The 25,572-nt window shown below is 36.6% G+C and carries 27 protein-coding genes; all 27 read left to right on the top strand.

Translation table 11 applies throughout. The annotated features are described in order from the left end of the window. Nucleotides 1-82 precede the first annotated feature (82 nt). The 27 genes from lepA to ACNTMY_RS05895 all read left to right on the top strand — a co-directional run bounded on the left by lepA (nucleotide 83) and on the right by ACNTMY_RS05895 (nucleotide 25,530). Nucleotides 83-1,918 carry a translation elongation factor 4 gene (gene lepA / locus ACNTMY_RS06025; RefSeq protein ID WP_423215768.1) on the top strand — a complete coding sequence of 612 codons (1,836 nt, stop codon included), beginning with the start codon at nucleotides 83-85 and terminating at the stop codon, nucleotides 1,916-1,918. A gap of 133 nt (nucleotides 1,919-2,051) precedes the next feature. Further along, a complete protein-coding gene (gene aroA, locus ACNTMY_RS06020) occupies nucleotides 2,052-3,335 on the top strand; it encodes a 3-phosphoshikimate 1-carboxyvinyltransferase (protein ID WP_423215767.1) in 1,284 nt (427 codons plus the stop codon). Then, on the top strand, nucleotides 3,328-3,804 hold the full coding sequence (locus tag ACNTMY_RS06015; RefSeq protein WP_423215766.1) for a shikimate kinase: 477 nt from the start codon (nucleotides 3,328-3,330) through the stop codon (nucleotides 3,802-3,804). Before aroA ends, ACNTMY_RS06015 begins: the two co-directional genes overlap by 8 nt. Then, entirely contained in the window at nucleotides 3,801-4,625 is an 825-nt protein-coding gene (pheA, locus tag ACNTMY_RS06010; protein ID WP_423215765.1) for a prephenate dehydratase, read from the top strand. The genes ACNTMY_RS06015 and pheA overlap by 4 nt, the downstream gene beginning before the upstream one ends. A 152-nt stretch (nucleotides 4,626-4,777) precedes the next feature. Then, nucleotides 4,778-6,247: an LCP family protein gene (locus ACNTMY_RS06005; protein ID WP_423215764.1), complete on the top strand. Its 1,470-nt coding sequence runs from the start codon at nucleotides 4,778-4,780 to the stop codon at nucleotides 6,245-6,247. Nucleotides 6,248-6,359: 112 nt separating this feature from the next. After that, entirely contained in the window at nucleotides 6,360-7,721 is a 1,362-nt protein-coding gene (rlmD, locus tag ACNTMY_RS06000; protein ID WP_423215763.1) for a 23S rRNA (uracil(1939)-C(5))-methyltransferase RlmD, read from the top strand. Nucleotides 7,722-8,030: 309 nt separating this feature from the next. Further along, nucleotides 8,031-8,768 carry an alpha/beta fold hydrolase gene (locus ACNTMY_RS05995; protein WP_423215762.1) on the top strand — a complete coding sequence of 246 codons (738 nt, stop codon included), beginning with the start codon at nucleotides 8,031-8,033 and terminating at the stop codon, nucleotides 8,766-8,768. A gap of 81 nt (nucleotides 8,769-8,849) precedes the next feature. Continuing rightward, nucleotides 8,850-9,533 carry a response regulator transcription factor gene (locus ACNTMY_RS05990; RefSeq protein ID WP_423216870.1) on the top strand — a complete coding sequence of 228 codons (684 nt, stop codon included), beginning with the start codon at nucleotides 8,850-8,852 and terminating at the stop codon, nucleotides 9,531-9,533. A gap of 103 nt (nucleotides 9,534-9,636) precedes the next feature. Then, nucleotides 9,637-10,866, top strand: a complete 1,230-nt coding sequence (locus tag ACNTMY_RS05985) for a sensor histidine kinase (RefSeq protein ID WP_423215761.1) — start codon at nucleotides 9,637-9,639, stop codon at nucleotides 10,864-10,866. Between the two features lie 85 nt (nucleotides 10,867-10,951). After that, entirely contained in the window at nucleotides 10,952-11,644 is a 693-nt protein-coding gene (locus tag ACNTMY_RS05980; RefSeq protein ID WP_423215760.1) for an ABC transporter ATP-binding protein, read from the top strand. A 1-nt stretch (nucleotide 11,645) separates the two neighbouring features. Next, complete coding sequence (locus tag ACNTMY_RS05975; RefSeq protein WP_423215759.1) at nucleotides 11,646-12,380, top strand: lantibiotic ABC transporter permease; 735 nt, start codon at nucleotides 11,646-11,648, stop codon at nucleotides 12,378-12,380. Beyond that, the gene (locus ACNTMY_RS05970) at nucleotides 12,358-13,017 is read left to right on the top strand and encodes an ABC transporter permease (RefSeq protein ID WP_423215758.1); all 660 of its coding nucleotides are present in this window, start codon (nucleotides 12,358-12,360) and stop codon (nucleotides 13,015-13,017) included. The genes ACNTMY_RS05975 and ACNTMY_RS05970 overlap by 23 nt, the downstream gene beginning before the upstream one ends. A gap of 142 nt (nucleotides 13,018-13,159) precedes the next feature. Further along, a complete protein-coding gene (locus ACNTMY_RS05965; protein ID WP_423215757.1) occupies nucleotides 13,160-13,918 on the top strand; it encodes a GNAT family N-acetyltransferase in 759 nt (252 codons plus the stop codon). Between the two features lie 56 nt (nucleotides 13,919-13,974). Beyond that, nucleotides 13,975-14,151 (top strand): hypothetical protein, encoded by a 177-nt coding sequence (locus ACNTMY_RS05960; protein WP_274657006.1) that lies wholly within the window; start codon nucleotides 13,975-13,977, stop codon nucleotides 14,149-14,151. A 152-nt stretch (nucleotides 14,152-14,303) separates the two neighbouring features. Continuing rightward, nucleotides 14,304-14,954: an ArsR/SmtB family transcription factor gene (locus ACNTMY_RS05955; RefSeq protein ID WP_423215756.1), complete on the top strand. Its 651-nt coding sequence runs from the start codon at nucleotides 14,304-14,306 to the stop codon at nucleotides 14,952-14,954. Nucleotides 14,955-15,142: 188 nt separating this feature from the next. Then, entirely contained in the window at nucleotides 15,143-15,454 is a 312-nt protein-coding gene (gene trxA / locus ACNTMY_RS05950) for a thioredoxin (RefSeq protein WP_423215755.1), read from the top strand. Between the two features lie 9 nt (nucleotides 15,455-15,463). Next, the gene (gene trxB, locus ACNTMY_RS05945; protein WP_134775418.1) at nucleotides 15,464-16,384 is read left to right on the top strand and encodes a thioredoxin-disulfide reductase; all 921 of its coding nucleotides are present in this window, start codon (nucleotides 15,464-15,466) and stop codon (nucleotides 16,382-16,384) included. Beyond that, nucleotides 16,381-16,650, top strand: coding sequence for a hypothetical protein (locus ACNTMY_RS05940; protein WP_074566488.1), 270 nt, complete (start codon nucleotides 16,381-16,383; stop codon nucleotides 16,648-16,650). Before trxB ends, ACNTMY_RS05940 begins: the two co-directional genes overlap by 4 nt. 19 nt (nucleotides 16,651-16,669) lie before the next feature. After that, a complete protein-coding gene (locus ACNTMY_RS05935; protein WP_423215754.1) occupies nucleotides 16,670-17,335 on the top strand; it encodes a DsbA family oxidoreductase in 666 nt (221 codons plus the stop codon). Continuing rightward, nucleotides 17,322-17,462 (top strand): hypothetical protein, encoded by a 141-nt coding sequence (locus tag ACNTMY_RS05930; protein WP_423215753.1) that lies wholly within the window; start codon nucleotides 17,322-17,324, stop codon nucleotides 17,460-17,462. The genes ACNTMY_RS05935 and ACNTMY_RS05930 overlap by 14 nt, the downstream gene beginning before the upstream one ends. A 143-nt stretch (nucleotides 17,463-17,605) precedes the next feature. Beyond that, complete coding sequence (locus ACNTMY_RS05925; protein WP_423215752.1) at nucleotides 17,606-18,526, top strand: NAD-dependent epimerase/dehydratase family protein; 921 nt, start codon at nucleotides 17,606-17,608, stop codon at nucleotides 18,524-18,526. Between the two features lie 38 nt (nucleotides 18,527-18,564). Next, entirely contained in the window at nucleotides 18,565-18,969 is a 405-nt protein-coding gene (locus ACNTMY_RS05920; protein ID WP_423215751.1) for a GNAT family N-acetyltransferase, read from the top strand. 49 nt (nucleotides 18,970-19,018) lie between these two features. After that, on the top strand, nucleotides 19,019-19,420 hold the full coding sequence (locus ACNTMY_RS05915; protein ID WP_423215750.1) for an ASCH domain-containing protein: 402 nt from the start codon (nucleotides 19,019-19,021) through the stop codon (nucleotides 19,418-19,420). Nucleotides 19,421-19,715: 295 nt separating this feature from the next. Beyond that, nucleotides 19,716-21,371: a SulP family inorganic anion transporter gene (locus ACNTMY_RS05910; RefSeq protein WP_423215749.1), complete on the top strand. Its 1,656-nt coding sequence runs from the start codon at nucleotides 19,716-19,718 to the stop codon at nucleotides 21,369-21,371. 135 nt (nucleotides 21,372-21,506) lie between these two features. Continuing rightward, on the top strand, nucleotides 21,507-22,502 hold the full coding sequence (locus ACNTMY_RS05905; RefSeq protein WP_423215748.1) for a LacI family DNA-binding transcriptional regulator: 996 nt from the start codon (nucleotides 21,507-21,509) through the stop codon (nucleotides 22,500-22,502). 139 nt (nucleotides 22,503-22,641) lie between these two features. Beyond that, on the top strand, nucleotides 22,642-24,039 hold the full coding sequence (locus ACNTMY_RS05900; RefSeq protein WP_423215747.1) for a PTS transporter subunit EIIC: 1,398 nt from the start codon (nucleotides 22,642-22,644) through the stop codon (nucleotides 24,037-24,039). A gap of 57 nt (nucleotides 24,040-24,096) precedes the next feature. Continuing rightward, nucleotides 24,097-25,530 (top strand): glycoside hydrolase family 32 protein, encoded by a 1,434-nt coding sequence (locus tag ACNTMY_RS05895; protein WP_423215746.1) that lies wholly within the window; start codon nucleotides 24,097-24,099, stop codon nucleotides 25,528-25,530. Nucleotides 25,531-25,572: the final 42 nt, after the last annotated feature.

Here is a 25,572-nt window from a genome sequence, read left to right as displayed (position 1 = left end):
TGTCTAGAAAACTTTTTATAGCACCAGTGGTGTTTATTTGTTATAATAGAAATAATGAATAATTGTATAGGATTATAGATAGATGGATATTCAAGAATTAAAAAAACGACAAGAAAAAATTCGCAATTTCTCAATTATTGCGCATATTGACCACGGTAAGTCAACTTTGGCTGACCGTATTTTGGAAAAAACTGAAACTGTCTCTAGTCGTGAAATGCAAGCTCAACTCTTGGATAGCATGGATTTGGAACGTGAACGTGGTATCACAATCAAATTGAATGCGATTGAGTTGAACTACACAGCTAAAGATGGTGAAACTTACATTTTCCACTTGATTGACACACCGGGGCACGTTGACTTTTCATATGAAGTGTCTCGTTCACTTGCAGCCTGTGAAGGTGCGATTTTGGTTGTCGATGCGGCACAAGGTATCGAAGCTCAAACACTTGCTAACGTGTATTTGGCACTTGATAATGACTTGGAAATCTTGCCAGTAATCAATAAAATCGATTTGCCAGCTGCTGACCCTGAACGTGTTCGTCAAGAAATCGAAGATGTTATTGGACTTGATGCGTCAGAGGCAGTACTTGCTTCAGCAAAAGCTGGTATCGGGATTGAAGAAATCCTTGAGCAAATCGTTGAGTACGTGCCAGCGCCAGCAGGTGATGTTGAAGCACCGCTTCAAGCACTTATCTTTGACTCAGTTTACGATGCTTATCGTGGGGTTATTCTTCAAGTTCGTATCGTCAATGGTATGGTAAAACCTGGCGACACTATTCAGTTGATGTCTAACGGTAAAACATTTGATGTCACTGAAGTTGGTATCTTCACACCAAAAGCAGTGGGTCGTGATTTCCTAGCGACAGGTGATGTTGGTTATATCGCAGCCTCAATTAAGACTGTAGCGGACACTCGTGTCGGTGATACTGTAACACTTGCGGAAAACCCAGCAGAAGCACCACTTCACGGTTATAAACAAATGAACCCAATGGTGTTTGCTGGTCTTTACCCAATCGAATCAAATAAATACAACGATCTTCGTGAAGCTCTTGAAAAACTTCAATTGAACGATGCTAGTCTTCAATTTGAACCAGAAACGTCACAAGCGCTTGGTTTTGGTTTCCGTTGTGGTTTCTTGGGACTTCTTCACATGGATGTTATCCAAGAACGTTTGGAACGTGAATTTAATATTGATTTGATTATGACAGCACCATCCGTTGTTTATCATGTTAATACGACTGATGGCGACATGCTTGAGGTGTCAAACCCGTCTGAATTCCCAGACCCAACTAAGGTTGCAAGCATCGAAGAACCATACGTTAAAGCACAAATCATGGTTCCGCAAGAATTTGTCGGGGCTGTTATGGAACTTGCTCAACGCAAACGTGGTGATTTTGTGACAATGGATTATATTGATGAAAATCGTGTTAATGTCATTTACCAAATTCCACTTGCTGAAATTGTCTTTGATTTCTTTGATAAATTGAAATCATCAACACGTGGTTATGCAAGCTTTGATTACGAACTTTCAGAATACCGCAAATCTAAATTGGTTAAAATGGATATTCTGCTTAATGGTGACAAAGTCGATGCGCTTAGCTTCATCGTTCACAATGAATTTGCCTATGAACGTGGTAAATTAATCGTTGAAAAATTGAAGAAAATTATTCCACGTCAACAATTTGAAGTGCCAATTCAAGCAGCTATCGGTCAAAAAATCGTTGCTCGTTCAGATATTAAAGCCCTTCGTAAAAACGTTCTTGCAAAATGTTATGGTGGTGATGTTTCTCGTAAACGTAAATTGCTTGAAAAACAAAAAGCAGGTAAAAAACGTATGAAAGCTATCGGTTCAGTTGAAGTGCCACAAGAAGCCTTCTTGTCAGTACTTTCAATGGATGACGAAAGCAGTAAAAAATAAACCATTAAACAGCTGAATTTTCAGCTGTTTTTCTACTTATTTCAGCCATAAAAAGAGAATAATTAGAGAGTTGTGCAAATTTTCAGTATTTTTGTGGTACAATAGATTAAAAATGAAACCATGGGAGAGTTGTATGAAATTATTGACAAATGTGTCACAATTGCAAGGAACCTTACGTGTTCCTGGCGATAAATCAATCAGCCACCGTTCAATCATGTTCGGAAGTCTTGCTAAGGGAAAAACGACTGTTCGCGATATTTTACGTGGCGAAGATGTTTTGTCAACGATGCAAGTTTTTCGTGATTTGGGTGTAGATATTCAAGATGATGGTGAGCTTGTTACCATTACAGGTGTTGGTTTTGACGGACTTAAAGCACCAAAAAATAAATTGAATATGGGAAATTCAGGGACGTCAATTCGCTTGATTTCTGGTGTTTTGGCTGGGCAAGATTTCACTGTTGAGATGTTTGGAGATGATAGTTTGTCAAAACGTCCTATGGACCGTGTAACGATTCCGCTTCGCCAAATGGGTGTTGAGGTTTCAGGCCAAACTGAGCGCGACTTGCCACCACTTACTATGCATGGTAGCAAAGCTTTAAAAACTATTCACTACCAACTTCCTGTGGCATCTGCTCAGGTCAAATCAGCACTTATCTTTGCTGCTTTGCAGGCAGAAGGTGAATCTGTTATCATCGAAAAAGAGAAGACTCGCAATCACACCGAAGATATGATTGTTCAATTTGGTGGAAAAATTGATGTAGACGGCAAAGAGATTCGCATCAGAGGTGGTCAAGAATTTACTGGTCAAGATGTGGTTGTGCCAGGTGATATCTCATCAGCAGCTTTCTGGCTTGTTGCAGGGCTTATTGCCCCAAATGCAAAAGTGACATTGAAGAATGTTGGTATTAATGAAACGCGAACTGGTATTCTTGATGTTATTGAAGCGATGGGTGGCAAGATGACAATTTCAGATGTTGATGATGTTGCAAAATCAGCGACTATTGCAGTTGAGACGTCTGAACTCCACGGTACTGAAATCGGTGGTGAAATCATTCCTCGTTTAATTGACGAATTGCCAATTCTTGCTCTTCTTGCCACACAAGCAAATGGCACAACAGTGATTTGTGATGCAGAAGAATTGAAGGTCAAAGAAACTGACCGCATTCAAGTCGTTGCGGATGCTCTCAATGCAATGGGTGCTGACATTACACCGACAGACGATGGCATGATTATTAAAGGAAAAACGCCACTTCATGGTGCTAAAATCAATACTTTTGGTGACCACCGCATTGGTATGATGACAGCAATTGCTGCGCTTTTGGTGTCAGAAGGCGATGTTGAATTGGAACGTGCAGAAGCAATCAATACAAGTTACCCAAGCTTCTTTAATGATTTGGAGGTGTTGTCACGTGGCTAGAATTATTATCGGATTTATGGGCTCAGGTAAGTCAACAATTTCATCACTTTTAGATAAAGATTATATCGATATGGACGCTTTGATTACAGAGCGTATCGGTATGTCGATTGCTGACTTTTTTGAAAAAGAAGGCGAAGCAAAGTTCCGTGAGATTGAGTCGCAAGTGCTAGCAGAGTTAGTCGATTCTGAGCATGTCATTTCAACTGGTGGCGGTGTTGTGATTAATCCTATTAACCGTGACATTTTGACAAAAAATGGTGAGACGATTTATCTTAAAGCTGATTTCGACACGCTTTATGACCGTATCAAAAATGATACGAAAAATGTGCGTCCGCTGTTTATCAATAATAGCAAAGAAGCGTTTAAAGCTATCTTTGATGGACGTAGAGAAATGTATGAGTCAGCAGCTAATCGCATTATTGAAGTCGCTGGAAAAACACCGGAAGAAATTGTTGAGGAAATCGGATGAAAGTTGGCTATTTAGGACCGAGTGGTTCTTTTACGCACAATGTTGCTGTTAAGGCTTTTCCAGATGACGAGCGCATGCCTTTTGCCAATATCACAGAAGTGATTAAGTCTTATGAAGAAGGTGTCGTGGATTACGCCATTATTCCAGTTGAAAATTCAATTGAGGGCTCTGTCCATGAGACGCTTGATTATCTTTATCATCAAGCTAATATTGAAGCAGTTGCAGAGATGATTCAGCCTATTAAGCAACAGCTTTTAGCAACATCACAGGATAAAAAAATCGAAAAGATTTTTTCACACCCGCAAGCTATTGCTCAGGGTAAAAAATACATCAAGACTCATTATCCAAATGCTCAAATCGAAATGACAGCGAGCACTGCTTATGCCGCGCGCTATATTGCAGAAAATCCTGATGAGCCATACGCAGCCATTGCTCCAGCTGCAGCGGCAAAAGAGTATGGTCTTGTGATTATCGCAAAAGATATTCAAGAAATGGATGAAAATTACACGCGCTTTTGGCTACTTGGACGTCAAAAGCCTGTATTTGATTTGTCTAAATCTCAGCAAAAACTGTCTTTAGCCATCACTTTGCAGGATAATTTGCCTGGTGCGCTCTATAAAGCTCTGTCAGTCTTTGCTTGGCGTGGGATTAATTTGACAAAAATCGAAAGTCGTCCCTTGAAGACAGCTCTCGGAGAATACTTTTTCATTGTTGATGTAGACAATTCAAATGAAGCTTTAGTCGCATGTGCTCTTGAGGAATTGCAGCTTTTGGGTATTGACTACAAAACTCTAGGCAATTATGATGTTTACAAATTATAATACTAAAGAAACACCTGCAAAATTAGGTGTTTTTTTGATAGGATTGTGCCCATAGTAGCAAGCGCTGCCATTTTTTAGTATAATAATAATATAGTCGTTTCGTTAAACTTGTACTGACTTTAGTTAGCTAGAATGAAAGAGTGGTATAAGATATGGCAAATAATAGATTAAGTCGACATGAAGAATTAAGGTATCAATATCTTTTGGGCAATTTAGAATATCTGAATGCCCAACAAAAAGAAGAGTTTGATTATCTTTATCAGAAAAAATTGATGAGTATGCACCAGACATCAAATTACTCTTCGTCTGCCTATAACGAGACATATGATGACCAGTATGACGATTATGGCTATTACGATGATTATAATAATGATTACTATGACGATTATGAAGATAGTGCTGCTTATGTAGATTATGATGATTATTCTGGATATGATAGCTATGATGATCAGGTAACCTCACAAGGTTTGCCTAAATATCCAAAGTTTGAAAAAGCTCCACGTCCTAAGCGTAAACATCAAAAAAAGCCAAAAAAGTCTTCTTATCTAGACTATTACGAAGGCATTGATGACAAGCCTGTCAAAAAAGTAAAAAAGTCTAAAAAGAAGAAACGTAAAAAACGTTTGAAACATTTTTTACAATTTTTTGCCATGCTAATCGTTTTGGTTATGGCAGGAATGATTTACATGTTTTTTCATGGGGTAAAAGAAGTCTCAAGTGGTGAAACGAATTATTCAGCAGCTGTTACTGAACCTTTCAGTGGTCAAGATAGCAAGGATGGAACGAATATTTTGATTCTTGGTAGTGACAAGCGAGTTTCTCAAGGGTCATCAGATGCCAGAACAGATACCATTATGGTTTTAAACATCGGCAACAAAGAAGGAAAAGTAAAGCTAGTTAGCTTTATGCGTGATACTCTTGTCAATATTAACGGTGTCAGCTATAACGACTATGCTAATGACCAAAAATTAAACGTTGCTTTTAATATCGGCGAACAAGATGAGAGTCAAGGTGCAGAGTTGATGCGAAAAACATTGAAGGATAATTTTGATATTAATATCAAGTATTATGTTATGGTTGATTTTGAGACATTTGCTGAAGCAATTAACACGCTATTCCCTAATGGTGTCGACATTGATGCTAAGTTTGGTACAGTTGATGGTCAAGAAGTATCATCTGTAGAAGTCCCTGATGATCTTAATATGCAACCTGATGGAACCGTTCCAAACCAAACCATTGAAGTCGGTGAGCAAAAGATGGATGGTAGGACTTTGCTAAATTATGCACGTTTCCGTAAGGATGATGACGGAGATTATGGACGCACACAGCGTCAGCAACAAGTCATCTCAGCAATCGTTAGCCAGATTAAAGACCCATCAAAACTCTTTACAGGTTCAGCTGCAATCGGAAAAATTTATGCCCTTACCTCAACCAACGTTTCTTATCCATTTCTTGTAAAAGAAGGTTTGGGTGTAGTGACGAGCGGCAAAAAAGGTATTGAGCAAAAGACGATTCCTGAAGAAGGGGATTGGACAGATGATTATGACATGTATGGTGGTCTAGGTATTTCGATTGATTTTAATAAATATCAAGAAGAGTTGAAAGATCTGGGCTTACGCTAGATGAGATATGATATAATAGAGAGGCAGTTATGCTTCTCTTTTTTTGAGAAAAGTAACCGAATGAGAATTGATTATTAGAAGCTTGAACTTACAGGCTTGTTGAAAGGAAAATATGTTAGAAAAAAATAGCATTGTTGAGGTTGAAATCACAGATTTATCACATGAAGGAGCTGGAGTAGCCAAGGTTGATGGCTTTGTCTTTTTTGTTGAAAATGCTCTTCCAGGTGAAAAAATCAAAATGCGCGTCTTGAAGGTGAAGAAAAATATTGGATTTGGTAAAGTTGAAAAATATTTGACCATTTCTGAGCACCGCAATCAAGATTTGAATGTTGACTACTTGCGTACAGGAATCGCAGATTTTGGTCACCTTGCGTATTCAGAACAACTCAAATTTAAACGCAAACAAGTAGCGGATAATCTTTACAAAACAGCTGGTATCTCAGATATTGAAGTGGCTGAGACGCTTGGAATGGAGCATCCATACGCTTATCGTAACAAAGCGCAAGTGCCGGTTCGTCGTGTTAATGGACAACTAGAAACTGGTTTCTTCCGTAAACATTCACACGATTTGATGCCAATTTCTGATTTTTACATCCAAAATAAAGAGATTGACCGTTTGATTAATTTTACACGTGATTTGCTTCGTCGTTTTGACCTCAAACCTTATGATGAAAAAGAGCAAACTGGTTTGATTCGTAACTTGGTCGTTCGCCGTGGACACTATTCTGGTGAAATGATGCTTGTCTTTGTCACAACACGTCCGAAAATTTTCCGCATCGAGCAAATCATTGAAAAAATTGTTGCTGAATTCCCAGCAGTAAAATCAATCGTTCAAAATATCAACGATAAAAATACCAATGCGATTTTTGGTAATGACTTTAGAACGCTTTATGGAAAAGATACGATTGTTGATAGCATGCTTGGCAATCAATATGAAATCTCAGCGCGCTCATTCTACCAAGTTAACACTGAAATGGCTGAAAAACTTTATCAAACTGCTATTGATTTTTCTGATTTGACGGCTGATGATATCGTGATTGATGCTTATTCTGGTATTGGAACAATTGGACTTTCATTTGCCAAAAATGTCAAAGCAGTTTATGGTGTTGAAGTGATTGAAGAAGCGGTCGAAGATGCTAAACGCAATGCTGCACTTAATGGCATTACTAATGCGCATTATGTTGCTGATTCGGCAGAGCATGCTATGGCGACATGGAGCAAAAATGGCATAAAACCAAGCGTCATTTTGGTTGACCCACCACGTAAAGGCTTGACAGAAAACTTTATCAAAGCAAGCGTAGCCATGCAACCAGAAAAAGTCACTTACATCTCATGTAACCCAGCAACTATGGCGCGTGACATCAAACTTTACCAAGAACTTGGCTACAAACTCCAAAAAGTACAACCAGTAGATTTGTTCCCGAATACGCACCATGTTGAATGTGTAAGTTTACTAGTTAAAAACGCAGAATAAGAATTTAGCTTGCTTTTGAATTTTAAGGCAAGCTGCTGCAACTATCTGCTAGATAGTTGCACTCCCGAATACGCACCATGTTGAGGTAGTATCACTGCTTGTACGAGCTGTTGAAACAGCGAAGTAGGGCTCGGGGTGTCGAAAAACTAGTGAAGCGTAACATTGGGATTATATCTCATATAAAAACATTACCCCCATCAAATAAAACCAAAAGTATGGTAATATGATAACAGGTACTTGATTAGTTGTGTTGTTATTTTACCTAGGACTTTTGGTCTTTTTTGTTAGCATTTTGGGTAGGAGATTGTGATGAAGATTATTGAAGTTGGTCAAGAAAATCAAGAAGTTATCGTGTTACTTCATGGTGGCGGTTTGTCTTGGTGGCAGTATCAATCTCAGATGGAGCTGCTGTGTAAAAACTATCATGTGGTCGTTCCGATTCTTGACGGGCATGCTGGTAGCAACGCTGATTTTATCAGTATAGAAGCAAGTACCAAGCAGCTGCTAGCTTACATCGATAAAGAATATGGCGGTTCGGTTTTATTGATTGCTGGCTTGTCGCTAGGTGGTCAGATTCTTTTAGACATGCTTGCTTTGCGAAAAGATATTTGTCAGTACGCTATTGTAGAAAGTGCTGCCATTATTCCAGATAAATTGACAGCAGGTTTGGTCGCTCCGCTATTTTCGATGAGTTTTCCTTTGATTAAGAAGAAGTGGTTTGCAAAGATGCAGTTTCGTTATCTTGGCATTCGAGCTGATTTGTTTGAGCATTATTATGAGGACACGGCAAAACTTTCCAAGCAAAATTTGATTGCTTTTACAAAAGCAAGTAGCTTGTATCAAGTAAAGAAAAATTTGAAGAATTCGTTAGCGCGTGTTCGCATTATTGTGGGAGAAAAAGAAACTAAAAAGATGCATGCTTCAGCTAAAATGCTTCACGCTATTTTGCCAGACAGCCATCTTGAAATCAAATCTGGTTTAGCTCACGGTCAGTATTCTATTAATCAACCAGATTTATACGTGAAAGAGCTTTTGGAAAATCTATGACTCAGTGTACTGAACAAATTCTGAAGTAATGGTGATAAACTGGCACTAAAAAGTCTACTTGAGTGTTAATTAGGAGATATGATGTATAAAATTTTAGTTGTAGATGATGATTTTGAGATTTTGAAATTGATGCGTACGATTTTGGAGATGAAAAATTACGATGTGACAACTTATCAGGGAATAACCTTACCGCTAAATAGTAAGGATTTTCAAGGCTTTGACTTGATTTTACTTGATGTTATGATGCCTGATATTGATGGCTTGCAAGTTTGCAGACAGATTCGTGACAAAGTGAGTGCGCCGATTATTTTTGTGAGTGCAAAAGACGAAGAAGATGATATTGTCACTGGTTTAAATCTTGGTGGGGATGATTATATTACAAAACCATTTAGTGTGAAGCAGTTGGTGGCTAAGGTTGCTGCGCATTTAAAACGTGAAGAACGCTTTAGGCAGGCTGAATCTGATGAGAAAGTTGTCCGTGAACTGCTGCCGATTACATTTTACTTGCAGGAAAAAACAGTCTGTGTTAATGGCAATATTGTCCCGTTAACCAGCAGAGAATATGATTTTCTGGATTTGCTATCAGCCAATCGCAATAAAGTTTTTACGCGGGAAGATATTTATAGTCACATTTACGACGATGAGGCAGATGCGCTATTTCGCTCGATATCAGAGTATGTTTATCAGATAAGGGTGAAATTTTCTGCATATGATATTAATCCGATTAAGACTGTAAGGGGAATGGGATATAAATGGTATGACTAAGCAGTATTCAATAAAAAGAAGAGTCTTACGTTGCGTTTCTGAGATAGTGATTGGGACGGTGCTTAATATTTTTGTGCTCTTTTTACTCAGCTATGTTTTAGCGATGACTGGTCAACTAAATAGTTACGGTTCTGATTTTAAAGTTGATATTAAAGATAGTGCCTCTGCTGAGAAGATTGCTAAGCGGTTAAACCAAACGACTTTTGATTATATATTATTTGAAAAGTCTTCTGGAAAAATCAGCTCAGGTAAGTATCAGAGAGAAGACTATGGCTGCTATAGAGCTGCTTTTAATCATGCCAGGTCTGAGGATTTTGGAACGATTCGCTATGCAAAATTCAGTAATTCAAACTATGTGCTTATCGTTAGGTGTCCGACTTTGCCTGAATTTGTCAATCCTAGGTTAAGGCATTTATCGTTTAACAGTTTTTCATATTTGTTTTTCTTGATACTAGAGCTCATTTTAGTCGTTTGGTCAGTTTCAAGGCTCTTAAAGGAATTCACTAAAAATTTTCGATTAATTCAAGAGATTTCTATGAATATGGGACAGCCTGAAGTAGCAATCAAACATTCTCAGACTGAAATGACAGAGTTCAATGACATTTTATCAATGCTTTACCAGAAAGATGCGGAGCTAGTTGCTTTGCTTCAGGCAGAGCGAAAAGCAAAGAAAGATTTGTCCTTTCAAGTGGCAGCTTTGGCTCACGATATCAAGACTCCTTTGACAGTTTTAAAGGGAAATTTGGAGTTGCTTGAAATGACTGGCTTAACAAAAGGACAGTTAGAATTTCTGACTTCAGCTAATAACAGTATCCAAACTTTTGAGAAATATTTTAATGACATGATTCATTATTCTCGCTTGTTGGTAGAAGAAAAAAATTATCAGGAAGAGCTTTGCTTATCAGAATTTTTAGAAGAACTGACTACCGAAGCAAGGGCAATCATGGATGCGCAGGGAGCTGAATTTGGTGTAACTAAGCGCGTGAACTCTGAAATTTTCAAAGGAAATCAACTTAATTTAAGTCGTGCGCTGATTAATATTTTGTCAAATGCTGCAAGATATAGTTCGGGTCACAAAAAAGTAACACTTTCAGTGATTGAGAAAGAAGATTTTCTGACTTTTACCGTCTGGAATAACGGACCTGCTTTTACAAAAGAAGCTTTAGAGAGTGCAGATAACCTTTTTTACACAGAAAATAAAGGCAGAAGTAACAAGCATTATGGCATTGGTCTGTCATTTGCACAAGCAGTCGCTAAAAAACATCACGGAAAACTAGTTTTACAAAATCCCCCAACGGGTGGAGCGACAGTTAGTTTATCTATTAAAAAATAGCATCTTTTTTAGGTGCTATTTTCTTTTTCTGAACAAATCCTGAAAAAGTCTCGGTATAGTTAATCTATAAAAAGGAGGAAGACTTATGGTTATTCAAGTTAAAAATTTGAAAAAGTCTTTTACAGATAAAGAGATATTAAAAGGTATTTCATTTGATATTGAAAAAGGAAGTGTCTGTGGTTTGCTTGGCGTTAATGGTGCTGGTAAATCAACTATTATGAAAATTATTTTCGGCTTGGAAAAAGCTGATAGCGGTGCAGTTATTTTTAATGGAGAAAAGATTAGTGAAAAATCTAGTGCAGATTTTAACATCGGTGCTCTTATAGAATCACCAGCGATTTATATGAATTTGTCAGCTTTTGATAATCTGAAAACACGCGCACTCTTATATGATATTTCTGACGTTCGAATCAGAGAAGTGCTGAAGTTGATTGGATTATCTCATACAGGTAAGAAAAAAGCAGGGCACTTTTCACTAGGGATGAAACAACGCTTGGGTCTTGGTATGGCGATAATAACCAATCCTGACCTTTTGATTTTGGATGAGCCGACAAATGGTTTAGATCCAGATGGGATTAAGGAATTATTGGATTTGATTTCTCATTTGAAAAGTAGTGGCATGACAATTCTTTTATCGAGTCATCAGCTCCATGAAGTGAGTAAAGTTGCTGACCGGATTGTCATTTTACATAATGGTGAAATTTTCTACGATGAAGCTAACACTCACGATGATGATTTGGAAAAATTATTCTTTAAAATCGTTCACGGAGGTGTTTAGGATGAAAAAGATATTGAAATCAGAATGGTTAAAGCAAAAGTCGAGTTCAGATAAAAAATTATTATTCTTTGTGCCTTTTTTGACGATTTTTATTGCGGTATTGCTTTCTGGTTACAGCCTTTTAGAAAGCTTTTCGGTCTATTGGTGGGAAGCTATCTTTTTGTACACTTTAATCGGATTATTGTTTCTTTACGACTATAAAGCAGAAGAAAAAGCGGGGCATTTTCAAAATATTCATCTAGGAAAAGAAATGTTTAAGATTTATCTTGCTAAGCTGGTTTTAAAAGTGAAGGATATTTTTATGGCAACGGTAATCTTTACAGTGATTTTCTACCTTGTTTCACTTTTATTTTTAGGAGTGATGACTGTAAATATCAGCAAGGATTTTCTTTGTCTACTTTTGATTATGTTAGCTTCCATCTGGAATCTACCTTTTCTTTATTTCTTGTCAAAATGGTTGAGCCCTTACCTTTTATTGGCAGGAAATTCATTGATTTGCCTACTGGTTGCGCCTTTTTTAGCACAAACACCAATTTGGTATGTTTTTTCTTATACTTATCACTATAAAATTGCTTATGGCATGATGCGATTAAAACCGTCAGGTGATTTAGATGTTGTAGGAGTGGTTGATGTTCAGCTGATTGTAACTTCTCTTGCATTATCATGTTTAATGTGTGTGATTGCAGTATTTTTATTGAAATGGAGGTTGAGCAATGATGAATTATCTAAAAAGTGAACTGCTAAAATGGAAGAATTCCTATGCTTGTTACTTAATATTAGTGCTTTCAGTTTTACAATTAGCGACAATTTTGCCGTATGTTTTGCTTGTTCATAATCCGATTATTCTAGAAAATCTTGTTTTCATATACATGCTTGGTTATTGTATTGTGATGAGTATCGTGTCTATTTTACTACACGAGCAAGAAATGGATGCCAATCATTTTCAAAACATCAGAAGTGAAAAACACAAACTGACCATTTGGACAATGAAACTTTTTGGGACTGATTTGATACTGATAATTCCTACATTTATACTTTGGTTAGCAGTTGGTGTTGAAGTTAATAATGTTTCTCATTTTGCTTATGTTGGCTTGATTATTTGCTTGCTGCTAGTTATGCTTAATCATTTTCATATGTTTTTGAGTCTATTTATGGGAAAAGGTGGCAATTTATTGATTGCGTTTGTCGAATGTTTGTTTATCGTTTTTGCGACAAACAAAGCTTTTCTAAACGTGCTTTGGATGCCAATTGCACTTCCAATTAACTTAATTTTTGAATTTGAACTTCCAAGTTTTCTAGCCTTATTAGGTTACGTTATCCTATTTTATCTTGGAAATTTAGTAATGGTTAGTAGGATGAAACATGTAAAATAACCCAGACAATCTATTTTTGTCTGGGTTTTATTTGTCAAAATTCCGTAAAAATCAAGTGAGTTCAGTTTTCTTTTGAAAGATTATAGTGTTTTTGATATAATGAAAATAACAATGATAGCGTTTTCTTTAGGGAGGTATTAGCATGGAATACATCCAAGTAACAAAAGAAAATTTAGAAGAAGAGCATATTTGCTGTGCCCTTTCAAATAACAAGGATGCGCAAGTGGCGTCTAAAAAAGCTTGGCTTTCTGAGCGTTTTGATGATGGACTGGTGTTTTTTAAAAGTATCGAGCGTGGTAAATGTTTTATCGAGTATATTCCTGCTGAAAATGCCTGGAATCCGATTGAAGCTAGAGATTACATGTATATTGATTGTCTTTGGGTTTCGGGGAGTTTTAAAGGACACGGCTATTCGAATGATTTGCTTGAGACTTGCATCGCTGACAGTAAGTCTAAGGAAAAGAAGGGCTTATGCATTTTAGCAGCTGCTAAAAAGAAACCATTTCTTGCTGACCCAAAGTATCTAAAACACAAAGGCTTTAAGGTGGCTGATGAGGCTGATAATGGTATTCAACTTTGGTACTTGCCATTTGATGATGATGCTGTTGTGCCAAGTTTTAAAGACTGTGCCAAACACCCTCAGGTAGAAGAAAAAGGTTACGTTTTATATTACACGAGCCAGTGCCCGTTTAATGCAAAGTACGTTCCAATATTAGAAGAAACTGCTAAAGAGCACGGGATTACTTTTAAAGCTATCCATCTTACTAGCAAGGAAGAAGCAAGGTCGGCACCGACACCGATTACAACTTATGCTCTTTTTTATAATGGTGATTACGTAACAAATGAGCAAATGAATGATAAAAAATTTTTAAAATTAGTTTCAAGATTGGAGGATAAATAAGTCAAATTTTTAAATGATTAGGGGATAATAGCTTTTAAATTTAGGAGGAGAGTATTATGAATAGAGAACGTGGAGTTGCAGTTGCAATGTGTATTGGTGTCCTTATCGGAGCTGGGATTGGTGCCTTAACACACAGTATCGGCTTGTGGACGTCGCTTGGGATAGCTTTCGGACTTATCGCTGGTCTTTTACTAAGTACAGATGATGACGACAGTGATAATGAATTCGAATAATTTTATAGGGAAACTAAGAAGATTAACAGTGAAAGCAGTAGTTCTTTGTAACTGCTGTTTTTTTGTTATGATTGAGTTTATAGCGGATATTAGTTGACAATATGGCATAAAAATTTTACTATTTGATTGAATACTTTAGGAGTTTTTTATTTATGAAAAATAACATTTTGTCTTATAAAGATAATCTTTATCATGAACTATCTCGCCTAACAAAAGGACTAGGTAGTGAAAAAAGAATTGAAATTTTAAATATATTATCTCAAGGTCCAAAATCAGTAGAAGGAATTGCGCGTGCAACGGAAATGTCTGTTGCCAACACTTCAAGACATCTACAAATTCTTAAGGAAGGACACCTTGTTGTTACAAGTCGTGAAGGAAATTACATTCGTTATAGTCTTGCTTCTAAGAAAATTGCTCAGTTATTACTTTTATTATTTGAAGTTGGTGAGGAAGAGTTAGCTGAGATTAATGCCATAGAAAAGAACTATGATGAAGTTTCAGGAGTACATCAGATTAACCTTCAAGATGCTATTGATATGGCTAAAGATGAAAATGTACTTTTGATTGATACAAGACCTTATGAAGAGTATGAAGCAGGTCACTTACCGAATGCTATTAACATACCGTTTGATGAATTTGATGAAAAAAAATCAAATCTACCTTTGGATAAGACAATCATTGTCTATTGTCGAGGTCGTGTTTGTGGATATGCTAACTATTTTGCTAAAGATTTGCAGGAGATGGGCTACAATACTTACAGTTTAAATAAAGGATTCGCTGACTGGAAATGGCGTTTAGAATAATATAATTAATGAAATTTGGAAATTTCTTCCGACTTTTTTTGTAAAAAAAGAATAAAATACTTGTATTATTTTTTTAGAGTGGTATAATTCAACTATTCAATAAAGTAATTGAATAATAAAAGAGCGAATTTTTGCTCAATTATTTTTTAGAAAGGATATTCAATAAAATCATTGAATAGGTTAACGTTATGGTAAAACAAATAACAACAAAGTCGTTTGAACAAGATATTCAATCAGGTGTTACTTTGGTTGATTTTGGTGCAACATGGTGCCCACCTTGCCAAGTGATGGAACCGATTATTGAAGAACTATCTGAAGATTTTTCGGGTAGAGCAAGTGTTTCAAAAGTTGATGTAGATGAATCTCCAGAATTGGCTCAGCAATTTAATATTCGCTCAATTCCTACCGTAATCTTATTTAAAAATGGTAAACCAGTAGATGCAACACTAGGAGTTCAGGCAAAGAAAGTTTTATCTGATAAAATTGAAAGTCACTTGTAGGAGAGAAATATGTACGATGCGGTTATTATAGGTTCTGGTCCGGCTGGATATACGGCGGCGATATATCTAGGACGATCAGGTCTAAAGACACAATTGATTACCGGTTATTCTAAAGGTGGACAATTAACTACGACGTCTCTTGTAGAAAATTACCCTGGATTTGAAAATGGTGTAGATGGTAGTGAATTGGTTGAAAAAATGCGCCAGCAGGCTGTTAAGTATGGTGCAAAAATGACTTTTGGAAATGTTGATAAAATCGAAGGGAGTAAGTCACCTTTCGAAGTTTATGTTGATACGGGAGATGTTATCAAAACTCGTACGATTGTCATCGCAACTGGTTCTAGTGCAAAGTTTCTTGGAATCGAAGGTGAACAAGAAGTTATCGGAAAAGGTGTTAGCTCTTGTGCAACTTGTGATGCTTTCTTTTATAAAGAACGTGAAGTTATCGTAGTTGGCGGTGGAGATGCAGCGATGGAAGAAGCTTTGTATTTATCACGTTTTGCAAACAAAGTGACTGTTATTCATCGAAGAAGTCAACTAAGAGCATCAGCAATTATGGCAGATCGTGCGAGAAAAAACGAAAAAATTTTATTTAAATTGGATTATACCCCTCTTAAAATTTATTCTGATATGTTCGGTCTAACAGGAATCGACGTAAAGAATAATAAAACTGGTGAAATTGAACATTTAACTGCAGATGGCCTTTTTGTTGCTATAGGACATCAACCTAATACACAATTCCTTAATGGAAAGTTAGCTCTTGATAGGAACGGATATATAAAAACACAACCAGGTAATTCGAAGACTTCAGTTCAAGGAATTTTTGCGGCAGGAGATGTTCAAGACCCTAAATATCAACAAGCCATCACTTCAGCAGGCAGCGGAGCTATTGCTGCACTAGATGCGTTTGAATTTATTAATAAGTTATGATTGAAAAAATAACATCAAGTATTGAACTTGAAGAACTATTGCAAGATAAAAAAGACATTTGCTTGATAACATCCTCAAATCAATGCAGCATTTCATCACTCAAATTAAGCAAATCAGTCGCCGATGCTAAAAATCATTCTCTAGCACTTTATCAAGCAGATGTTTTTCAAGTGCCTAAACTATTATCGCTTTATCACTTAAAACCAACTGAAACGACAATTTTATTTTTTGAAAATGGGAAATTAGTGTCCAAGCAAGAACTTTAATTTAGAAGGATAGACAATTATGAATATTACTTATTGGTCCGATATCGCTTGCCCTTTTTGCTATATCGGAGCAACCCGCATGAAACGAGCTATGAAAGCTGTTGGTCTGAATCCAAATGATCTTAAAATGAGAGCATTTCAGCTAAACCCTTATGCGCCACAAGAAACAACAGAGAGCATGTTGACACAATTTGCTACATCTCACCACATGTCCAAAGAAGATGCGCAGTCTCAATTTGATTATATAGCCAGCATGGGTGAAAAAGAAGGTCTTCATATTGATATGGCTGGAGCTATTCCAACTAATACAATGCTTGCTCATCGTCTTATCAAGTGGGCAGAAACTCAATTAAGTAAAGATAAATTGCAAGAGCTTATTAGTGCTCTTTATCAACTGTATTTTGAACGACATGTTTCCATTGCTAGCAAAGATGAATTAATTCGTGTTGCTAGTTCATTTGGGTTACCATCTGCTAGCACTTTGAATTTTTTGGATAGTAATCAATTTGAAACTGAGGTTAAAGCAGATATGAACTTAGCCTACCAATCAGGTGTATCAAGTGCCCCATTTTTCGTATTGAATCAAAAATATGGTATTTCAGGTGCACAACCATATGAATATATGGAAACAGCATTGAAGCAAGTTCTAGCAGAAGAAAGGAAAAAATCAAATGATGAAAATTAACACTGATTTTTTGAAAGATTCAAATCTGACTGATTTTAATGGAAAAGGAATGGTTTGTGGTTTAGATGGTTGCGGTGTAGATAATTCAAACAAAAGTCAGGAAGAACAACCTAAAAAGAAACATTAATAGTAAAGCAGCAATTGTTTCATTTACTCTCTAAAATAGACTAATAATATAGAAAGAAAAGCAGTAGTTCTTTGTAACTGCTGTTTTTTTGTGTTACAATGCAGGTATCATAATATTCTGATAATTAGAAGGAGGTTTCTAGGATGAGAACAGTGCTCGTGACGGGTGGAACAGTTTTTGCTAGCAAGTATACGGCGGATTACTTTGTGAAACAAGGCTATGATGTTTATGTACTTAATCGAAATAGCAAAAAGCAAGTCGATGGTGTGACTTTGATTCAAGCTGATAGATACGATTTAGGCAATCGACTGAAAAGTCTCCAATTTGACGTCATTTTAGATGTGACAGCTCACAACGCTTCTGATATTTCTTGTCTCATCGAAGCGCTTGGTTCATTTGGAACGTACATTATGATTAGTTCAAGTTCTGTTTATCCAGATGATGGAGCACAGCCATTTTTAGAAACCTCTCAACTTGGGGATAATAAGTTTTGGGGACAATATGGTTTAGACAAGATTGCAGCTGAAAAGAGATTACTTGAGCTTGTTCCAGATGCTTATATTTTACGTCCACCTTATTTGTATGGACCGATGAATAATGTCTATCGCGAAGCATTTGTCTTTGATTGCGCCAAAGATGGTTTGCCTTTTTATCTGCCACGCCGAGGTGAATTAAAATTACAATTCTTTTATATCAAGGATTTGTGTCGTATGATGGAAAAAATCATCAAAAATCAGCCAAAAGAACACCTGTACAATGTTGGAAATAGCGAAGCCATAAGTGTTCGTCAGTGGGTAAAGCTCTGTTACGCTTGCAGCAATAAAATTCCAGAATTTATTGAGGTTTTTGATGAGGTCAACCAGCGCAATTACTTTAGTTTTTACGATTATGAGTTCTTTTTAGATGTTGAAAGACAAAAAAAGCTCTTGCCAGATTTAACACCGCTAGCAATCGGCTTAAAAGAGTCCTACACATGGTATGAAAACCATGTTTTTGATGTCAAAAAGAAACCATTTTTTGATTATATTGATGCGCATTTGAAGAATAACGCGCGTGATAAATGACCGAGAAGACTTAGCTGAGCAAAGAAAGAGGTTGTAGTATGGCAGCTGATATTGAATACAAATCTATCCATAATTTCAAGTGCAGTGACTTGGAGCGTTTGTTCCTTTCGGTGGAATGGTCATCGGGGCACTATCCTGAAAAGTTAGTTCTTGCTATGCAGAATTTTAACACCGTTTATTCAGCGTGGGATGGTGGCAAATTAGTTGGCTTGATTTGTGTCATGGATGATGGGGTGATGGATGCTTATATTCATTACTTGCTTGTAGACTCTGATTATCAGGATCGTACTATTGGCAGTCATTTGCTTCAACTTGTCAAAGAAAAATACAAGACATTTATGAAACTTGCCGTGATTGGCTATAATAAAGAAATCAACTTTTATGAAAATGCCGGCTTTGTCAAAAGTGAAAATTGTTCAGCATTGTTTTTGACGATTTTGTAGATGATAAGTTGAAAATAAAATATTTAATTAATGTAAAAGGAAAAGTAAAATGAATATTGAAAATCTTGAAAAATGGCATTTCGAGTTGACTGAAGATGCCTGTAATAGTTTGCTTGAGTTGGTTTTAAAGGGGCAGAAACGAGCAACGTCTAGCAGTTTAGCAGCCTTTGAGCTTGGCGATGAAAGTATGCCAAAAGAGGGAGAGTTGAGTGTTATTACTGACTGGGATGGCAATCCTCGTTGTGTGGTGAGAACAAAGAAACTACACATTCTTCCTTATGGAGAAATCACTTATGACCTTGCTAAGCTTGAAGGAGAAGATGAGACACTTGAATCTTGGAAAAAAGGACATGAGCGTTTCTTTACTCGTGAGGGAGAGATGCTTGGTTATCATTTTTCAGAGCAAATGCCAGTCGTCTTTGAAGAATTTGAAATTGTAGAGATTTTGTAGAAATTAATATCTGAGGTGAAAATCTCAGATATTTTTTATGAAAAAATCAGAATATTATTTACAGTAGATTTTTTTAAATTCTCGAAAAAAGCATATAGCGACGTGTAACGCTTTCATTTTCGAGTTTCAGAGTTTTTAGTCTAAAATTTTAAATAAAAGCCGTTAGAGGGGCGAAAAAGGGGCAAATATTGCAATTTTTTATAGCAATATCCCTAGAATTCTAACTTTCGGTGTGATAAAATGGTAACGTCGGTTCTCGTGAGCGTCTGAGAACAAATAAAAGTAGGAGGAAAAGATGGACGCTTTTAAGTATATTAAGCCAAAACTGTTTAGTACTCTTAAAGATTATTCGGGTGCGCAGTTTGCAAAAGACCTTGTTGCAGGGATTATTGTGGCAATCATTGCCCTACCATTGTCAATTGCCTTAGCGATTGCATCAGGTGTTAATCCAGAACAAGGTCTTTATACTGCCGTTGTTGCAGGTTTTTTTATTTCATTTTTAGGTGGTAGCCGTGTCCAAATCGGCGGACCAACAGCAGCATTTGTTGTTATTATTTACGGTATCATTGCTCAATATGGTATGGCAGGCCTTACAATTGCAACATTCTTAGCTGGTATCATGATGATTATCATGGGATTGCTTCATTTTGGAGATTTGATTAAATTCATCCCTAAAACAATCACAGTTGGATTTACTTTGGGTATTGCTGTTGGGATTTTTGTTGGACAACTTAAAGATTTCTTCGGTCTTAGTATGGGTGCTGTTCCAGCTGAGTTTATCGAAAAAATGGTTGCATATGCTCAACATATGAATACAATTAACTGGCCAACATTAATGATTGGTATGATTGCATTGCTTATCCAAATCTTCTGGCCACGTGTTTCACAAAAAATTCCAGGTTCACTTGTTGCTATCATCGTGACAACAGCGATTGTTGGTTTTGGTCACTTATCAGTTAAAACAATTGGTGACTTGTACACTATCAAAGCTGGTTTACCTGCATTTACAATGCCTGAATTATCATTTGGTCTTGTCCGTCAAATGATTTCTCCAGCCTTTACGATTGCAATCTTGGCTTCAATCGAATCACTTCTATCATGTGTGGTTTCAGATGGTATGATTGGTAGCCACCACCGTTCAAATGCTGAATTGGTTGCTCAAGGTTTTGGTAACATGATGTCTGCATTATTTGGTGGTATTCCTGCAACAGGTGCGATTGCTCGTACAGCAGCAAACGTTAAAAATGGTGGTCGTACACCGATTGCTGGTATGACCCATGCTGTAACTCTACTTTTAATTCTTTTGTTCTTGATGCCATATGCGTCACTTATTCCAATGAGTTGTCTAGCTGCGATTTTGATTATGGTTGCTTACAATATGAGCGGATGGCGAACATTTGTCCACATGCTTAAAAAAGCACCTAAGAGTGATATTGCTGTTTTGGTGATTACACTTGTATTGACAGTCTTCTTTGACCTTGTTGTTGCCATCGAATTTGGTATGGTTTTGGCTGCCTTCCTATTCCTAAAACGCATGTCAGACGTCGCAGCAGTTCGTCAATGGGTTGATAAAGATAGCTTTGATGATGCTGAACTATCTGAAAATACAGATTTGAAACATGTGCCAAGCAACACAGTTGTTTATGAAATCTTTGGTTCATTGTTCTTCGGAGCTGCAAATGATTTCCTTAATTTTAATCACGAAGAAGGTAAAAATGTTTTAATTCTTCGTATGCGTAATGTGCCTGCAATGGACATTTCAGGTCTTGAAGCTCTTGAGGAGACACTTGAAATTTGCCAAAAACGTGGCATGACATTGATTCTTTCTCACGTGAATAAACAACCTTATCATGTGATGGAAAAAGCTGGCTTTATCGAAAAAGTTGGTCAAGAAAATCTTTGTGAAAATATTGATGCTTCACTAAAACGTGCAGCAAGCCTAGCAAAATAAGAGTATAAATAGATAATATCCAGTAGAATCTTCTGCTGGATTTTTTTTATTGAAAAACTGGCTCACACATCATGATATGTTATAATGACTATATTGATAACTTAAAAATATTATACGAAAGTTTAAGAATATAACATGAAAGAGAAATTAACGATTAGTGATATTGCAGAACTTGCGGGCGTAGCTAAAAGTACTGTATCACGCTATTTAAACGGTGGAAGTGTCAAAAAAGAAACAGCAAATCGTATTCAAGCAATTATTTCAAAACATGGCTATGAACCAAATTTATTTGCACGATTAAGTGCGAAAAGTAGTAAAATTATTGGTCTTGTGGTACCAGGATTTAACTCAGTAACTACTCCTCGAATTGTTGAAGTGATTGTGGCTTATTTGAAAGAAAATCACTACAATCCTTTAATCCTACATACAGACCACTCAACAGAAGAAGAAATTCGTAGCATTGAAAGACTCAGTAAAATGAACGTTGACGGCATTTTGGTTATTTCTACAGGGATTACCAAGCAGCACCAGAAAGTTGTTGAAAGCATTGAACAACCAGTGCTTTTTATTGGTCAAAAATACGAAGGACTTAAAACGGTTGTTAATGACGATTATAATGCTGGCTATGCAATTGGACAGCTGATTGCTGAAAGTGGTGTAAAATCTGTGCTTGGTGTATGGGTTGACGAGAATGATAAGGCGGTCGGTAAAGAACGAAAAATTGGTGTTGTTGATGGATTGGCATCAGGTGGCGTGACAAATGTTGACTTTGTTTTTTCTAGTTATTACTATGAGGAATCTGTCCATATTCTTGAAAATTATTTAGAAGAAGATAAATTACCAGATGCGATTATTTGCGCAACAGACCGTATCGCACAAAGTGTTTATAAATTATTTTTATCATCAAAAAAAGTGATTGGTAAGGATGTATCGGTTACTGGTTTTGGTGATTACGAAACGAGTGAATTGTTAAATCCGCCGCTAACAACAGTTAAATTTGACTGGTATAATACAGGAAGAATCAGTGCAGAGACAATTTTGCAAATGATTCATGACAAGCCAGTCAGCCAATTGCAGATTATTCCGTTTGAATTGATAAAACGCCAAAGTGTTGTAGACAAGAACAGTTGATGTGGCTGTTCTTTTTTTAAACAAAATTGAAACCGGTTCTATTTTTTTAAGAAAACTATTGACAGCGCATACAATAGGTATTATAATGTATGTGAACAGAAGAGGGAACCGGTTCCAAAAAAAACAAAAAGGAGACATTATGGCAGACTTAAAGAAAATTAGTCAGGATATTGAAAAGTACGTTGGCGGTAGAGGAAATATTTCAGGTGTTGCTCACTGTGCAACTCGCTTGAGAATTGTTTTAAAAGATAATAGTTTAGCTGATCTTAAGAAACTTGAAAACGTTGATCTTGTTAAAGGAGCTTTTGTTGCAGGTGACCAAATCCAGTTGATTTTTGGACCTGGACTTGTTAACGATGTTTACGATTTTTTTTCAAAATATGTCGGTATTGCAGATATGACTCTAAATGAGCTTAAACAAGAAAGTGCCAAAAAAGCAAATCCTGTTCAAGCAGTTATCAAATCTTTATCTGACGTTTTTGTTGCAATTATTCCAGCAATCCTTGCGGCAGCACTTTTGATGGGGATTACAGGTGTTCTTAGTAATTACCCAATCGTTAAAGAAAATGAAACACTATATGCCATTAACAGATTAGCAAGTTTAGCTTCATCAGGTATTTTTGCCATTTTGCCGATGGTAGTTTGTTATTCAGCCGTAAAACGTTACGGTGGTAATCCTGTTTTAGGTATGGTTGTCGGAGCAATCATGCTTGACTCATCACTTGCAAATGCCTATTCAGCTGCATCTGGAACAGTTGATGTTGAAGTGATTCACTTATTTGGTTTGCCGATTGAAATGGTTGGCTTCCAAGGTGGTATTTTAGTAGCATTGATGATTGGTTTTGTTGTTGCTAAACTTGATATTTACTTCAATAAGGTCGTTCCAAATTCTATTAAGCTCTTGCTTGCCCCATTGTTGACCGTTTTCCTTTCAACATTGCTCTTGTTTACGATTGTAGGACCTGTAGGTCGTATTCTTTCACACGGTTTGACAAGTGGATTGGTTTGGTCTGCTGAAAATCTAGGATTTGTTGGGTATGCTTTATTTGCTGGTGTACAACAATTATTGGTTATTACAGGTCTTCACCACATTATTGGTGCAGCAGAAGCACAATTGCTTGCTGATACAAAACATAATTTCATCAACCCATTGATGTCAGTTGCTTTGATTGGACAATCTGGTGCAGTTATTGGTTATTTGATTACTCATTGGAAAGATACTAAAGCTCGTGAACTTTGCTTGCCAAGTTTTGCGTCAACATTGTTTGGTATTAGTGAACCAGCTATTTTCGGTGTTAACCTTCGCTATCGTTACCCACTAATTGCAGGATGTATTGGTGGAGCAGTTGCAGGTGCTTATGTTTACTTTGCAAAATTAACAGCCCTTGGCTTTGGTACAACAGTTGTACCAGGTATTGCTATTTGTGACCCTGCTCACAATGGTTATTTAAATTATATTATTGCCCATTTAATTGGCTTTGGAGTTGGGCTAGCAGCTACAATTATCTTAAAACCATTCTTCAAGGAAGAAAATTAAAAATATAAATCAAAGCCTCCTTATATTGTTTAGGGAGGCTAGATTATTGGAGGAAACATGTATACGAAAGAAGAATACGTGAAAGATTGCCAAATCCATAATGGCATGTGGCGAGTTGTTAATTCAGATTTTAATCGTTTAAATTATCACTTGATGGCACCGACTGGATGGCTTAATGATCCAAATGGTTTAGTTGAAAAAAATGGTATTAATCATATTTATTTTCAATATACTCCTTTTGATGCTGGTTGGGGAATAAAATCTTGGGGGCATTATACTACAAAAGATTGGATTACTTACAAAGAAGAAGAGCCTTTTGTTTTTGCGGATAACAGACTTGATCGCGATGGTGCTTACAGCGGTTCAGCAATTGTCAAAGATGGAGTTATTCATTATTTTTACACTGGAAATGTCAAACTGCTAGATGGTAATTATGATTATGTCTTAAATGGACGTGAGCAAAATACCATTCATTTAATGAGTGATGATGGCTATCATTTTACTGATAAAGCACTCGTTTTAGCAAATAGTGATTATCCAGATGACATGACAACACACGTCAGAGATCCCAAAATTTCAAAAGATGGTGAGAACTATGTCATGGTTTTAGGGGCAAGAAGTGTTGAAGGTAAAGGATGTGCTCTAGTTTATCATTCTGCTGATTTGTCACACTGGCACTATGTGACACGCATACAGACAAGTGAAAAATTTGGCTTTATGTGGGAATGTCCAGATTTATTTAAACTGAACAATCAACTCGTCCTATCAGTTTCACCTCAAGGGCTTGAAAAAGAAGAGACAAGATACCAAAATGTTTTTCAGAGTGGTTATTTTTTGGTAGATGAGAATCACGGCGATTATGCTGTAGGCAAATTTGAAGAGTTTGATTATGGTTTTGATTTTTACGCAGTGCAGACTTTTGAAGATGAAAGTGGTAGAAGAATTTTGATGGCGTGGATGGGCTTGCCAATGGAGTCAGAATACCAAGAAGATCCAACTGTAAAATATAACTGGCGACATGCCTTGACGATGCCAAGAGAGCTAGTTTTTCAAAATGGTGCTGTTTATCAAAGACCTTTGAAGGAATTTGAAAAGCTAAGAAAAAACGAGTTTCAAACTCAAATCTCAGAATTTAAGCAATGGCAAACAGAAAATTGCAGTTTTGAATTGAATGCTTCATTTAGCAACCCTACAGAAAGTTTTTCTCTTCGATTAAGAGACGACGTTGTTTTAACATTTGACGGGTCAATGCTGTCACTAAAAATGGGAGAATCGGGTTTTGGCCGTACACAGCGAAACATTGCTCTAGATAAAGTTAGCCAATTGCAAGTCTTTTCTGATACGACATCGCTAGAAATTTTCATCAATGGTGGTCGTTATACAATGACATCTAGGGTGTTTAGCGATTCATTGAAACAAACAATTTCATTTGATACTAAAGCAGATGGTCGGTTGACAATCTATGATTTGAAAAAGTTTAATATCGAATAAAGAGAAATCTAGCAGAATTTTCTGCTGGATTTTTTTGATTTT

This window comes from Streptococcus equinus (genome assembly GCF_049393735.1).
Taxonomy (GTDB): Bacteria; Bacillota; Bacilli; order Lactobacillales; family Streptococcaceae; genus Streptococcus; species Streptococcus equinus_G.
This window is presented reverse-complemented; position numbering and strand designations above follow the sequence as displayed.

What these genes read in the sequence shown, in the direction of transcription:
- ACNTMY_RS05955 (WP_423215756.1), top strand. Translation starts at nt 14,304, where the DNA reads ATGAAAAATAACATTTTGTCTTATAAAGATAATCTTTATCATGAACTA.
- ACNTMY_RS05960 (WP_274657006.1), top strand. Translation starts at nt 13,975, where the DNA reads ATGAATAGAGAACGTGGAGTTGCAGTTGCAATGTGTATTGGTGTCCTT.
- trxB (WP_134775418.1), top strand. Translation starts at nt 15,464, where the DNA reads ATGTACGATGCGGTTATTATAGGTTCTGGTCCGGCTGGATATACGGCG.
- ACNTMY_RS05900 (WP_423215747.1), top strand. Translation starts at nt 22,642, where the DNA reads ATGGCAGACTTAAAGAAAATTAGTCAGGATATTGAAAAGTACGTTGGC.
- ACNTMY_RS05915 (WP_423215750.1), top strand. Translation starts at nt 19,019, where the DNA reads ATGAATATTGAAAATCTTGAAAAATGGCATTTCGAGTTGACTGAAGAT.
- ACNTMY_RS05965 (WP_423215757.1), top strand. Translation starts at nt 13,160, where the DNA reads ATGGAATACATCCAAGTAACAAAAGAAAATTTAGAAGAAGAGCATATT.
- ACNTMY_RS05975 (WP_423215759.1), top strand. Translation starts at nt 11,646, where the DNA reads ATGAAAAAGATATTGAAATCAGAATGGTTAAAGCAAAAGTCGAGTTCA.
- trxA (WP_423215755.1), top strand. Translation starts at nt 15,143, where the DNA reads ATGGTAAAACAAATAACAACAAAGTCGTTTGAACAAGATATTCAATCA.
- aroA (WP_423215767.1), top strand. Translation starts at nt 2,052, where the DNA reads ATGAAATTATTGACAAATGTGTCACAATTGCAAGGAACCTTACGTGTT.
- lepA (WP_423215768.1), top strand. Translation starts at nt 83, where the DNA reads ATGGATATTCAAGAATTAAAAAAACGACAAGAAAAAATTCGCAATTTC.
- ACNTMY_RS06005 (WP_423215764.1), top strand. Translation starts at nt 4,778, where the DNA reads ATGGCAAATAATAGATTAAGTCGACATGAAGAATTAAGGTATCAATAT.
- ACNTMY_RS05980 (WP_423215760.1), top strand. Translation starts at nt 10,952, where the DNA reads ATGGTTATTCAAGTTAAAAATTTGAAAAAGTCTTTTACAGATAAAGAG.
- ACNTMY_RS05990 (WP_423216870.1), top strand. Translation starts at nt 8,850, where the DNA reads ATGTATAAAATTTTAGTTGTAGATGATGATTTTGAGATTTTGAAATTG.
- ACNTMY_RS05905 (WP_423215748.1), top strand. Translation starts at nt 21,507, where the DNA reads ATGAAAGAGAAATTAACGATTAGTGATATTGCAGAACTTGCGGGCGTA.
- ACNTMY_RS05895 (WP_423215746.1), top strand. Translation starts at nt 24,097, where the DNA reads ATGTATACGAAAGAAGAATACGTGAAAGATTGCCAAATCCATAATGGC.
- ACNTMY_RS05910 (WP_423215749.1), top strand. Translation starts at nt 19,716, where the DNA reads ATGGACGCTTTTAAGTATATTAAGCCAAAACTGTTTAGTACTCTTAAA.
- ACNTMY_RS05935 (WP_423215754.1), top strand. Translation starts at nt 16,670, where the DNA reads ATGAATATTACTTATTGGTCCGATATCGCTTGCCCTTTTTGCTATATC.
- ACNTMY_RS05925 (WP_423215752.1), top strand. Translation starts at nt 17,606, where the DNA reads ATGAGAACAGTGCTCGTGACGGGTGGAACAGTTTTTGCTAGCAAGTAT.
- ACNTMY_RS05940 (WP_074566488.1), top strand. Translation starts at nt 16,381, where the DNA reads ATGATTGAAAAAATAACATCAAGTATTGAACTTGAAGAACTATTGCAA.
- pheA (WP_423215765.1), top strand. Translation starts at nt 3,801, where the DNA reads ATGAAAGTTGGCTATTTAGGACCGAGTGGTTCTTTTACGCACAATGTT.
- ACNTMY_RS05930 (WP_423215753.1), top strand. Translation starts at nt 17,322, where the DNA reads ATGATGAAAATTAACACTGATTTTTTGAAAGATTCAAATCTGACTGAT.
- rlmD (WP_423215763.1), top strand. Translation starts at nt 6,360, where the DNA reads ATGTTAGAAAAAAATAGCATTGTTGAGGTTGAAATCACAGATTTATCA.
- ACNTMY_RS05920 (WP_423215751.1), top strand. Translation starts at nt 18,565, where the DNA reads ATGGCAGCTGATATTGAATACAAATCTATCCATAATTTCAAGTGCAGT.
- ACNTMY_RS05985 (WP_423215761.1), top strand. Translation starts at nt 9,637, where the DNA reads ATGACTGGTCAACTAAATAGTTACGGTTCTGATTTTAAAGTTGATATT.
- ACNTMY_RS05995 (WP_423215762.1), top strand. Translation starts at nt 8,031, where the DNA reads ATGAAGATTATTGAAGTTGGTCAAGAAAATCAAGAAGTTATCGTGTTA.
- ACNTMY_RS05970 (WP_423215758.1), top strand. Translation starts at nt 12,358, where the DNA reads ATGATGAATTATCTAAAAAGTGAACTGCTAAAATGGAAGAATTCCTAT.